Annotated in this window: 10 protein-coding genes; 8 read left to right on the forward strand and 2 right to left on the reverse strand. The window is 73.5% G+C overall.

What is annotated here, in order from left to right; all coding sequences use genetic code 11:
• From GB864_RS08530 to GB864_RS08550, 5 genes are all read left to right on the forward strand, one after another.
• Positions 1-1,089, forward strand: coding sequence for a histidine kinase (locus tag GB864_RS08530; RefSeq protein WP_160424051.1), 1,089 nt, complete (start codon positions 1-3; stop codon positions 1,087-1,089).
• A complete protein-coding gene (locus GB864_RS08535) occupies positions 1,086-1,742 on the forward strand; it encodes a response regulator (protein ID WP_160424053.1) in 657 nt (218 codons plus the stop codon). The genes GB864_RS08530 and GB864_RS08535 overlap by 4 nt, the downstream gene beginning before the upstream one ends.
• 219 nt (positions 1,743-1,961) lie before the next feature.
• Positions 1,962-3,956, forward strand: coding sequence for a hypothetical protein (locus GB864_RS08540; RefSeq protein ID WP_160424055.1), 1,995 nt, complete (start codon positions 1,962-1,964; stop codon positions 3,954-3,956).
• Between the two features lie 132 nt (positions 3,957-4,088).
• The gene (locus GB864_RS08545) at positions 4,089-4,655 is read left to right on the forward strand and encodes an acyl-CoA thioesterase (protein WP_160424057.1); all 567 of its coding nucleotides are present in this window, start codon (positions 4,089-4,091) and stop codon (positions 4,653-4,655) included.
• A gap of 20 nt (positions 4,656-4,675) precedes the next feature.
• Positions 4,676-5,032 (forward strand): hypothetical protein, encoded by a 357-nt coding sequence (locus tag GB864_RS08550; protein WP_160424059.1) that lies wholly within the window; start codon positions 4,676-4,678, stop codon positions 5,030-5,032.
• 166 nt (positions 5,033-5,198) lie between these two features.
• Here the strand turns inward: GB864_RS08550 and GB864_RS08555 are convergent, their stop codons facing one another.
• On the reverse strand, positions 5,199-5,642 hold the full coding sequence (locus GB864_RS08555; protein ID WP_160424061.1) for a winged helix-turn-helix transcriptional regulator: 444 nt from the start codon (positions 5,640-5,642) through the stop codon (positions 5,199-5,201).
• 128 nt (positions 5,643-5,770) lie between these two features.
• Here GB864_RS08555 and GB864_RS08560 point away from each other — a divergent pair, with 128 nt between their 5' ends.
• Positions 5,771-6,133, forward strand: a complete 363-nt coding sequence (locus GB864_RS08560) for a DoxX family protein (protein WP_160424064.1) — start codon at positions 5,771-5,773, stop codon at positions 6,131-6,133.
• Positions 6,134-6,137: 4 nt separating this feature from the next.
• Here GB864_RS08560 and GB864_RS08565 read toward each other — a convergent pair whose 3' ends face one another.
• Positions 6,138-7,883 (reverse strand): phytoene desaturase family protein, encoded by a 1,746-nt coding sequence (locus GB864_RS08565; RefSeq protein ID WP_160424066.1) that lies wholly within the window; start codon positions 7,881-7,883, stop codon positions 6,138-6,140.
• A 170-nt stretch (positions 7,884-8,053) separates the two neighbouring features.
• Here GB864_RS08565 and GB864_RS08570 point away from each other — a divergent pair, with 170 nt between their 5' ends.
• The gene (locus tag GB864_RS08570; protein ID WP_202107084.1) at positions 8,054-10,450 is read left to right on the forward strand and encodes an adenylyl cyclase; all 2,397 of its coding nucleotides are present in this window, start codon (positions 8,054-8,056) and stop codon (positions 10,448-10,450) included.
• 103 nt (positions 10,451-10,553) lie between these two features.
• The coding region (locus tag GB864_RS08575) for a COG1470 family protein (RefSeq protein WP_160424068.1) at positions 10,554-11,580 on the forward strand (1,027 nt) is incomplete at its 3' end.

Raw genomic sequence — 11,580 nt, forward strand, 5'->3', positions numbered from 1 at the left:
GTGGGGGAGCGCGCCTGGCGGACGGATGCGGTGCTCGCGGCGGCGACAGCGGCCGCGGGAGTGCTGCTGGCCTATCTGCGGGTCTCCTCGGACGTCGGCTGGGCGCCGCCCTGGGCCGAGTACGCCGTGCAGGTGGCGGCCGCAGCGTTCGTGCCGGTGCGGCGGAGCCGTCCGCTCGTGCTGCTCGTCGTGTGCATCGCCGTCTCGTTCGTCGCTCCGGTCATCGCCGCTTTCGTGGCGCTGCACGCCGTCGGCTGCTACCTCGAGAGCGCCCGCCTCGGCGCGATCGCGGCCCTCGTCGCCATCGGCGCGACCTGGCCGACCTGGCTCGTCACGAGCACGCTGTCCGGGCCGTCGGCGCTCTGGGCGGGCATCCTGATGCTGTTCGCCGCTTTCCTGGCCGGGCGGCTCCAACGCGGGCAGCATCTCGCCGACCGCGCCGCGACGGTCGCGGCGAGCCGCGCCGCACGCGCCGCGGCGCGCAGCGAGCTCGCCCGTGAACTGCACGACGTCGTCTCGCACCGCCTGAGCTACGCCGTGGTCGAAGCGGAGGTCATCGGCACGACGACGGACGATGCGGAGGTGCGACGGCTCGCGGGCGAGATCGGGCAGACCGGTCGCGCCGCACTCGCGGAGCTGCGACTCGTGCTCGCCGCGCTCGCCGAGGATGCACCCGCCTCGGCCGCCGTCCAGACCGCGGCCGATGGGGCCGACGAGCTCGACGTCGCCGTCGTCGAGGCGCGCGCGGCCGGCCAGCCCGTGGAGGTCGAGCGCCGCATCCCGCCGTCCGTGCCGCCCGGCATCCTGGATCGCACGTTCGCGCAGATCGCCCGCGAAGGGCTTGCGAACGCCGTGCGGCACGCGCCCGGCGCGCCGACGAGCCTGCGCATCGAACCGGTCGACGGCGCCGCCCGCATCGTCGTCGAGAACGCGCGTCCGGCCGCGCCGCCGACGGGGCTCACCGGCGGCGGCTTCGGCCTCGCCGCACTGCGCGAGCGCGTCGAGCTGCTCGGCGGCGACTTCGAGGCCGCGCCGACCCCGGCCGGCGGGTTCTGGTTGCAGGCCACGATCCCGGAGGTGCGCGCATGATCACGGTCGTGGTCGTCGACGACGAGGCCCTGCTGCGAGCCGGCATCGTGCGGCTCGTGGAGTCCGACCCCGGCCTGCGGGTCGTCGGCGAGGGCGGCGACGGTCGCGCGGCGATCGAGCTCGTCCGCGTGCTGGCGCCCGACGTCCTGCTCGTCGACATGCAGATGCCCGTGCTCGACGGCCTCGACGCGATCGCCTCCATCCACCGCGAGCACCCCGAGGTCGCCGTCATCGTGCTCACGAGCTTCCTGACCGACGAGTACCTCGTGCCGGCGCTGCGGGCGGGGGCCGTCGGCTACCTGCTCAAAGACTCGACGCCGCAGGAGCTGCACCACGGCATCCGAGCCGCCGCCGCGGGCGACTCGGTGCTCTCGCCCGCCGTCGCCCAGCGCCTCATCGCGGCCGCCGGATCGGGTCCGGGCGGGCGCCGTTCGGCGGCCCGCGCCCGGCTCGAGCGCCTCGCCCCGCAGGAGCGGGAGGTCGTGGTCGCCCTCGCCGAGGGACTCACGAACGCCGAGATCGGGGCGCGCCTCTTCCTCGCCGAGTCCACCGTGAAGGCCTATCTCGCGAACGCGATGACGAAGCTGGGCACGTCGAACCGGACCCAGACGGCGATCCTCGCCCACGAGGCGGAACTGCCCGCCGACAACTGAGCATCCGGACGCCGGTTGCCGGACGGCCGTCGACCGCGCTGGACGAGCGTCCCCCGGCCCAGGACGAACGGATCGCACTCCGATGCGCCGCCCTCGGTCGAGCGGTACGTTTCGCGCGTCCACGGACACGGTGTCCGAGGGGGAGCCGGCGGGAGCCGGACGGGCGGGATCGCAACGGCGCGGGTGCGCCGTCGTCGGCGTGCGTCCGTGGAGCCGCCGATGCCTCGATTCGCCCGCCCGCTGCTGGTCGGCGTCGCCGCCGCGGCGCTCGTCGTCGCCGTCGGCACACCAGCCGCCGCGGCCCCCGGTCCGGTCCTGCAGGTGCGGGTCGTCGTCGGGGACGAGCAGCTCTTCACCGACGCGCGCCATCAGGTCGCGATCGACGTCTACGCGGCCGACGACCCGTCGACGCCGGTGCAGACGTTCGACGCGGGGGAGTTGCGCACCGGCGACCCGCTGTCCGCGGACGGGTTCTCGATCGACCTGCCGGAGGGCGACTACAAGGTGCAGGCGGTGCTCGACGACGGCTCGAGCGGTTGGCTCGTCGACCGCACGAACGAGGACGACGTGATCCTCGAGGAACTGATGCACTCGGGCTTCCGCGCGGCGGAGTCGTTCGCCGACGCGACCGTCGTGCATTTCGACGCGACCGGGGACTCGGATCTCGCGCAGGGACTCGTGGCCGTGCATCCGGAGCCGAACTCGATCCTCGGCGGCGTCTACGACGGCGGCGGCGACGTGTTCGGCCTCGACGCGGACGCCCGCATGGAGGTCTACCCCGTCGGCGCGGACCTCCCCGTGGCGATCGCCGAGGCCGACGAGGACGCCCGTGCGCTGCTCGTCGGCGGGCTCGCGCCCGGCGACTACCAGGTGCGCTTCACGGGCACCCGCACGACGACGCCGGAGGGCGGCGATCCGTTCGACGAGCCGATGGAGCAGTGGTGGCCGCTCGGTCCGAGCCGCGCCGACGCCCAGACGGTGACGATCCCGCAGGGCGGCGGGCACTGGACCGGGATCACGGGGAACCTCGACGTCGGCGCCGACGTCGGGATCGACCTGCTCGCCGAGATCACCGGCAACCCGGCGGTCGACGACGTCGTGCGCCTCGAACCGACCGGGAGCTTCATCGACAACCCCGACCTGGATCCGGCCGTCGAACCGTGGATCCTCGAGCACGACGTGCAGATCGGCGCCGTCGACTGGTTCGCGGACGGCGTGCCGATCGTCGGGCGCCACGGGCGCGAGCTCCATGTTCCGCCGTCGGCCGAGGGCGCCGTGCTCACGGCCGAGTACGCGATCTCCGCGATCATGGGCTGGGCGACCTCGGTCGGCACGACGGCGCCGACGGCACCGGTCGGCCCGTCGACCTCCCGCCCGATGACCACGGCGCCGGTTTCGACGCTCGCCGGAACGCCCGCGGTCGGGCAGAAGCTGACCGCGACGCTCGGCACGTGGTCGCCCGGCGGGACGACCCGCACGCGCGAGTGGCTCCGCGACGGGGTGCCGATCCCGGATGCGCCCGACGCGAACACCTACCTGCTCACCGCGGACGACCTCGGTGCGGAGATCTCGGTGCGGGTGACCGCGGCGAAGCCCGGTTGGGCGACGACCGCCCGCACGAGCGACCCGCTCGGACCCGTCGACGCCGGCGAGCTCGTGCCCGCGACGCCGAGGATCGCCGGCGGCGCGGCGCCCCGGGTCGGGACGGCGCTCAGCGCGAACCCCGGGACCTGGAAGCCGGCGCCGGTCGACCTCTCGTACCGGTGGCTGCGCGACGGCGCGCCGATCGACGGTGCGACCGGTGCGGCCTACACGCCGACCGAGACCGACCTCGGTGCGCTGCTCTCGCTCGAGGTCTCAGGCGCGAAAGCCGGCTTCGAGTCCGACTCGCGGACGGTCGCCGCCGCCGAGCCGACGGCGGCGGGCCGCCTGACCGGCACGAAGCCCGCCATCCTCGGCACGCCGAAGGTGGGGCAATCGCTCTCGATCGACCCGGGCGCCTGGATGCCCGCGGCGTCGCAGCTCGAGATCCAGTGGCTGCGGGCCGGTGCGCCGATCCCCGGTGCGACGGGCGCGACCTACACGCCGACCGCCCTCGACGTCGGCAAGGCGCTCAAGGCGACCGTGACGTCGTCGTACCCGGGCTACGCGGCCGCGGACGGGTCGCAGACCCTCGAGAAGACGAGCGCCGCGACCGCGAAGGTGCTGCCGTGACGTCGACGCCGTCGGCACGGGCCGACGTTGTCGGGGGTCCGCAGCCGGCGGCGGCCTGAACCGGGCGGCGGGTTGGCGCCGACCGACAACCGGCGGGCATCCGGATGCCGTGCGTGCGTAGCATCCTTCGTCATGCACATGATCTTCCGGACGCTGCTGCACATCCTCTTCCTGTCGCGGCGCAAGCCGGACCTCGCGATGTTCGATGTGGCCCGCACCCGGTTCGTCACCCTGCCGACCGATCAGGACATCAACCGGCACATGAACAACGGCGTCTACTTCTCGATCATGGACGTCGCGCGCATGGACCTCATCGTGCGGACCGGCTACTTCGCGACGATGCGCGAGCGCGGCTGGTACCCCGTCGTCGTGAGCGAGACGATCTCGTTCCGCAAGTCGCTGAGCCTCTGGCAGCGCTTCACGATCGAGTCGCGCATCCTCGGCGTCGACGACAAGGCGTTCTACATGGAGCAGCGCTTCGTGCGCCGCGGCGCCGACGGCACGCCCGAGATCTACGCCAAGGCGTTCGTGCGCGGTCGGATGCTCCGCAAGGCCGGCGGCACCGTGCCGATCGAGGAGGTCGTGGAGTCGATGGGCGGTCTTCCCGAGGGCGTGGCGGTGCCCGAACGGGTGCTCGAGTGGGGCCAGGCGGTCGCGCTGCCGGCGACGCGCGCCGACGCGCCCTCGATCTGGGAGTGAGGCCGCGCTAGGGTCGCAGCATGGCTTCCAAGGGGGACGAGCAGCCGCTCGACGTGTGGTCCGACAAGGCAGGGCTCTGGGGGATGCTCGCGGGCGTGATCACGGCCGCGCTCATCGCAGTGCCGCTGTCCGGCGCGTTCGCGTTCGCGACGCACCCGAACTCGCAGCTCCTCTTCAGCGGCAAGCTCAACGAGGCGTCGCAGGCCGGCTTCGCGATCTTCTGGTGGCTCGCGACGCTGCTGCTGCTCGCGCTGCCCTTCCTCGTGGGCTTCGGCATCGCGAAGCTCTCGTTCAAGGGCCTCGCGATCGTCGGCGGCATCGTGGTGGTCTTCATCATCGCGCTGCTCGTGCTGGGGCAGCTCTTCCTGTTCGTCTGACGCCTCCCGCTGGTCGCGCAGCGACGCCGGAGCGCATCGAGACCGAGTGAGCGGCCGGTGCGAGGTCTCGATACGGCGCTGGCGCGCCTACTCGACCGGCGGAGCCTCGTGCGCGGGCCGTGCGAGGTCTCGATACGGCGCTGGCGCGCCTACTCGATCGTCGGGGTCAGTCCTCGGGGTGCGCGGCGTCGTACTCGTCGCGCGCGGCGGTGAGCTCCGGGTGGTGCGCTGCCGCCCAGCGCACGAGTTCGAGCGCGGGCACGAGGAGCGATCCGCCGAGCGGCGTGAGCTCGTACTCGACGCGCGGCGGGATCTCGGGGAAGACGGTGCGCGAGACGAGGCCGTCGCGTTCGAGCGAGCGCAGCGTCTGCGTGAGCATGCGGTGCGAGATGCCGTCGACGCGGCGCTGCAGTTCGGTGAAGCGGGCCGGGCCGTCGCCGAGCAGTCCGACGACGAGCAGGCTCCACTTGTCGCCGAGCCGCGCGAGCACCGTGCGGATGGTGTGCGCCTCGGGGAACTCGCGGTTGCAGACGGCGCCGTCGACCGGGATGGGGATGCGGGCGAGCGGGTCGTCGACGTCGGTGACGGTGAGCGGATTCGGGTTCGACATGCTTCCTCGGTTCCCTCCGTGTGCGTGACGCACCGAGCAGTGCTCGGCCGGCGTGGGCTACTCTCTCACTTCGTGCCTCGCGCACTCACAGTAACCGACTTCCCGAACAGAACCCTGGAGCCACCCGAATGCTCATCGCCGCCTGGATCGTCTCCGGCCTCGCCGGACTGCTCTTCTTCGCCGCCGGTCTCATGAAGACCGTCCGACCCAAGACCGCCCTCGCCGAGAGCGGCATGGCCTGGACCGAAGACTTCAACGCCCCGCAGGTCAAGTTCATCGGCATCGCCGAGGTGCTCGGCGGCCTCGGGCTCATCCTCCCCGTCGCGACCGGCATCCTGCCCTGGCTCACGCCCGTCGCCGCCTTCGCGCTGACGATCATCATGATCGGCGCGACCGTCGTGCACGTGCGCCGCTCGGAGCCCTTCGTGCCCGCGCTCGTGCTGACGCTCCTGGCCGCGGCCGCCGGCGTGCTCTGGCTGCTCGCGGCCTGATCCGCTACCCCTCGGCCTCCAGCAGCGCCATCGCGGCGTTGTGCCCGCCGAGGCCCGAGACGGCGCCGCCGCGCACCGCGCCCGAACCGGCGAGCAGGATGCGGGGGTGCCGCGTCGCGACGCCCCAGCGCTCGGCCGGGGTCGCCTCGGGCGACGCGCCGGCGTCGTCCGGCTCGAGCCACGGCCACGAGAGCGGACCGTGGAAGATGTTGCCGCCGGGCATCCCGAGGGCGTCCTCGAGGTCGCGCGTCGTCTTCGTCTCGATGCACGGGTTCCCGTCGGCGTCCCGTGCCACGACGCCGAGGATCGGCTCCCCGAGCACCGAGTCGAGCGAGTCGAGCACGGCCTGCTGGAGCTCGGCGCGCTTCGCGTCGTGCTCGGCGTCGGTCAGTCCGGCGACGAGGCGGTGCGGCACGTGCAGGCCGAACACCGTGAGTGTCTGGAACCCCGCCTCGCGCAGCTCGGGCGTCAGGATGCTCGGGTCGCTGAGCGTGTGGCAGTAGATCTCGGCGGGCAGCGGGCTCGGAATGCGACCCGCCGCGGCGGCCTCGTGGGCGGCCGAGAGCTGCGCCGCCGTCTCGTTGATGTGGAAGGTCCCGGCGAACGCCGCCGCCGGATCGACGGTCGGGTCGGCGAGCTTCGGCAGCCGGGTGAGCAGCAGGTTGACCTTGACCTGCGCGCCCTCGGGTGCCGGGCCGTCGACGGCGGGGTCGGCCCCGCCGGCTGCGAGCAGCCGGTCGAGCACGGCGGGGGCGACGTTCGCGAGCACGCGGGCGCCGCGCACGCGCCGGAGCGCCCCCGTGCGGGGCGATCTCCCCGCGGCGTCCGCCGCCGACGACGATGCGTACACGACCTCCCCGTCGGGCGAGACCGAGACGACCGCGGCGCCCGTCACGAGGGTCGCGCCGGCCGCGCGGGCGGCCCGTTCGAGCGCTCCGGAGACCGCGCCCATGCCGCCGACCGGGACGTCCCAGTCGCCGGTGCCGCCGCCGATCACGTGGTACAGGTAGCAGCGGTTGGCGTCGCGCGCGGCATCCTCGTCGTCGTCGATGCCCGCGAACGTGCCGATGAGCGCGTCGGTGGCGACGACGCCCTGCACGAGGCCGTCGCCGAAGGCGCGGCGGATGCCCGTGCCGATCGGCTGCTCGACGAGGGCGTTCCAGACGTCGTCGTCGCTGACGAGGGCGCGGGCCTCCGCGCGGGTCGGCAGCGGCTCGGTGAGCGTCGGGAAGAGCGCCTGGGCGGCGCGGGTCGTGCCCGCGTACCAGGAGGCCCACGCCGCGGCGTCCTCGCCCGCGCCGACGGCGTCGAAGGCGCCGGCCGCTGCGGCGGGATCGGCCTCGACGTCGACGAGCAGTCCGCGCGTCGGGTCGGCCGGGTCGGGCGTGTACGACGAGTAGCGCCGGCGCACGAGGTCGAGTTCGAGCCCGAGGTCGTCGAGGATGCGCCGGGGCAGCAGGCTCACGAGGTACGAGTAGCGGCTGATGCGCACCCCGGGGTAGGCGTCGGGGAACGCCTCGGCCGAGACCGCCGCACCGCCGAGGTGGTCGGCGCGCTCGAGCAGGAGGACGCGTTTGCCGGCCCTCGCGAGGTACGCGGCTGCCGTGAGGCCGTTGTGCCCGCCGCCGACGATGACGGCGTCGTACTCGGGGACCGCTTCGGTGGGGTCGGTGGCGGGGCCGGTCTCGGAATCGGCGCCGACGCCGGGTGAGATCGGGGTCGGGTGCGCGTCGGGAGCGGGGCGGGACATGGGCCGATCGTAGGCGAACGCGCTCGAGGGCTCGGCTCCGGATTCAGTTACTGACAAGTCAGTAAGAATCCGCTACCGTGATGCCGACCGCATCGTCGCGGTCGCGTGCACCACCCGATCGGCTCCGCTCCGCAGCTCGGGCGCGGGCCTCGTTCAAAGGAGAACACCTCGTGACGCAACGCAGTCGGGCGCAGCATCCGCCCGCACGACGACGCCGACTCGCAGCCGGCGGCGCGATCGCCGCACTCGCCCTCGGGGGAGGGCTCCTCTCCTCGGCGCCCGCCGCCGCGGCGGAGGAGCCGGACTTCGGCCCCAACGTGACGATCTTCGACGACACCTGGACGGCCGACCAGATCAGCGCCGCCCTCATGGCCGCCTCCACCGAGGCGGAGTTCAGCCTCAACCGCCACCAGTTCTTCTTCAAGCCGGGCACCTACGGCTCGGCGGCGGGGCAGGACAACCCGGCGACGGCCACGGGCATCGTCAACTCCGAGCTCGGCTACTACCAGGCGGTCGCCGGCCTCGGCGCCTCGCCCGAAGACGTCCGCATCAACGGCTCGATCCACGTCGAGCCCGTGCGCGCGTGCGAGGCGAACCCGTGGGACTGCCAGCAGCCCGGCTCCCTCACCCGCTTCTGGCGTTCGATGTCGAACCTGACGTTCAACCCCATCCAGCGCCCGGTCGGCGCCGACGCGAGCCGCCCGTTCCCGAGCGGCATCACGAACGCGCACCAGATGCGCTTCGCCGTCTCGCAGGCCGCGCCGCTGCGCCGCATCAACATCGAGGGCGACCTCACGCTCATGGGCCGCGTCGGCGAGTACGCGTCCGGCGGCTACCTCGCGAACTCGAACGTCGACGGCGAGATCCTCTCGGGCTCGCAGCAGCAGTGGTTCACCCGCGACTCGAGCGTCGGCACTTGGAACGGCGGCGTCTGGAACATGGTGTTCTCGGGCGTCGACGGCGCGCCGGCGACCGACTTCGGCCCGCAGCCCGGCGGCGGCGTCGGCAACAAGACCTCGATCGCCACGACGCCGATCGTGCGGGAGTCGCCGTTCCTCTACCTCGACGGCGAGGACTACGAGGTCTTCGTCCCGAAGGCGAAGACCGAGACGAGCGGCTACGACTGGTCGACGGATGCCTCCGCCGGCGAGTCGATCCCGATCGGCGACTTCTACATCGCCCACGAGGGCGCCACCGCGGCGCAGCTCAACGCGGCACTCGCCGCCGGGAAGCACCTGCTCGTCACGCCCGGGGTCTACTACCTCGACGCGCCCCTGCAGATCGACCGCGCCGACACCGTCGTGCTCGGACTCGGCTACGCCTCGCTGGTGCCGACCGCGGGCAACGCGGCCATCGAGGTCGGCGACGTCGCGGGCGTGAAGATCGCGGGCCTCACCGTGGATGCCGGGGAGACGAAGTCCGACGTGCTCGTGCAGGTCGGCCCCGCGGGGGCGAGCGTCGCCGACGCGAGCGACCCGACGACCCTCACCGACGTCTTCATCCGCATCGGCGGGCCGTGGGCCGGCAAGGCGACGACCTCGATCGAGGTCAACAGCCCGCACGCGCTCCTCGACCACATCTGGGCCTGGCGCGCCGACCACGGGCAGGGCGTCGGCTGGACGTCGAACGTCGGCGACCACGGCGTGATCGTCAACGGCTCGGATGTCACCGCCCTCGGACTCTTCGTCGAGCACTACCAGAAGAACCAGGTCATCTGGAACGGCGAACGCGGCCGGACGATCTTCTTCCAGAGCGAGATCCCCTACGACCCGCCGACCCAGGGCGCGTACATGGACGGCACCCGGCTCGGCTACGCGGCCTACCGCGTGGGCGACAACGTGCGCCACCACCTCGCGCAGGGCCTCGGCGTCTACTCGTTCTTCGACAGCCAGTACAACGCGGGGCAGCACCTCTACGTCGAGAGCGGCGTGCAAGTGCCGCAGCGGCCGGGCGTGCGCATCGAGTCGGCCGCGTCGGTGATGCTCAACGGCACGGGCGGCATCAACCACGTCGTCAACGACCAGGGCGACGCCGCACTCGTGTCGGGCGCGGCGAAGACCCTCGCCGTGTACGAGACCGAGACCGACCCGAACGCGCAGACCCTCCAGGTCACCGTGCCGGAGGGCGCGCCGGGCGAGTTCGTGTGGAGCATCGACGGCACGAACGACCTCGTCGACCTCGGCACCGCGGTCGAGCAGGGCGATCACTTCGCCGCGTCCGGGTCGATCAACCCGGTTCGCGTGACCGACACCCGCCGCAACGCCCCGGCGTGGGCGGTGTCGGCCCAGGTGAGCGACTTCGACTCGAACGTCGCGAGCTTCGAGGCGAAGCACCTCGGCTGGACGCCGGAGGTCGTCGAAGCCGGCGGCGGCGCCGTCGCGGGCGGAGTCGTGCAGTCGGGCTTCCAGGGTGGCGACGGCCTGTCGGTCTCGTCCGAACTCGGCCACGCCCCGGCCGGGCACGAGCGCGGCAGCGCCCGTCTCGGCGCCGACCTCGACCTCCGCATCCCCGTGGAGGCCGCGGACGGCACGTACCGCGCCACGCTCACGATCACGGCGCTGAGCTGACGCGACCGGGTGCCGGGCGGCGGAGCCGCCCGGTACCCGGCACCCCCGCACGGCGGTCGCCGCGCACCTGCACCGACGCACGAGTTCCCACCGGAGGCACCGCATGACGCACCGAACCGGCATCCATCGACGCACGGCGGCCGCGGCCGCGGCGCTGCTCGCCCTCGCCCTGCTGCCGTGCGGCCTCGCGCCCGCCGCGGCCGAGGAGACCGAGGTCACCTGGGGCGTGCGCACCGCCGACGGCGTCGACGGCCCTCGCGACAACTACGTCTTCGAGATCGAGCCCGGCGCGAGCATCCGGGACGCGATCGTCATCGCCAACTACGACGACGCCGCGCTCGCCCTCGACGTGTACGCCGCCGACGGCTTCACGACTGAGGCCGGCCAGCTGGGCGTGGCCGCGCGCGACGCCGTGCCGACCGGCATCGGCGCGTGGACGCTGCCGACCGCCGACCGGGTCGTCGTCGAGCCCGGCACGGCCGTCGAGGTGCCCTTCGAGGTGAGCGTCCCCGCGAACGCCGAGCCCGGCGACTACGCCGGCGGCCTCCTCACCTCGCTCGCCACGCCCGAGGCGGGCGACGGCGTCGCGATCGACCGGCGTCTCGGCATCCGCATCCACCTCCGCGTCGGCGGCGAACTCGCCCCGGCGCTCGCGATCGAGGGGCTGCACGTCGACTACACGGGCACGCCGAACCCGTTCGGCACCGGCACCGCGAACGTCTCGTTCGACGTGGTGAACGCCGGCAACGCCCGGCTCGCCGCCGGGCAGCAGGTGCGCCTCGCCGGGCCGTTCGGGATGCTGCCGGTCGCGGCCGTCGAACTGCCCGACGTGCCCGAACTGCTGCCCGGCGAGACTTGGCACGTCGAGACGACGCTCGCGGGCGTCTTCCCCGCGCTGCTGCTCACCGCGGAAGCGAGTCTGGCCCCCGTCGCCCCCGAGGGGTCCGACGCGGCGGCGTCGCCCGTCGCGTCGACGGCGAGCGCGTGGGCCGTCCCGTGGACGCTCCTCGCGCTCGTCCTGCTCGCCGCCGCGGGGATCGTGCTCGCGGTCGTCCGGGGCCGCCGGGCGCGCGTGCGCCGCCGCGCCGACGAGGACGCCCGCGTGCAGGCGGCCGTCGACGCGGCGCTCC

Source organism: Agromyces seonyuensis (assembly GCF_009789225.1).
GTDB classification, from domain to species: domain Bacteria; phylum Actinomycetota; class Actinomycetes; order Actinomycetales; family Microbacteriaceae; genus Agromyces; species Agromyces seonyuensis.

Coding starts and splice junctions, on each gene's coding strand:
- GB864_RS08540 (WP_160424055.1), top strand. CDS start 1,962: ATGCCTCGATTCGCCCGCCCGCTGCTGGTCGGCGTCGCCGCCGCGGCG.
- GB864_RS08555 (WP_160424061.1), bottom strand. CDS start 5,642: ATGTCGAACCCGAATCCGCTCACCGTCACCGACGTCGACGACCCGCTC.
- GB864_RS08545 (WP_160424057.1), top strand. CDS start 4,089: ATGCACATGATCTTCCGGACGCTGCTGCACATCCTCTTCCTGTCGCGG.
- GB864_RS08565 (WP_160424066.1), bottom strand. CDS start 7,883: ATGTCCCGCCCCGCTCCCGACGCGCACCCGACCCCGATCTCACCCGGC.
- GB864_RS08550 (WP_160424059.1), top strand. CDS start 4,676: ATGGCTTCCAAGGGGGACGAGCAGCCGCTCGACGTGTGGTCCGACAAG.
- GB864_RS08560 (WP_160424064.1), top strand. CDS start 5,771: ATGCTCATCGCCGCCTGGATCGTCTCCGGCCTCGCCGGACTGCTCTTC.
- GB864_RS08535 (WP_160424053.1), top strand. CDS start 1,086: ATGATCACGGTCGTGGTCGTCGACGACGAGGCCCTGCTGCGAGCCGGC.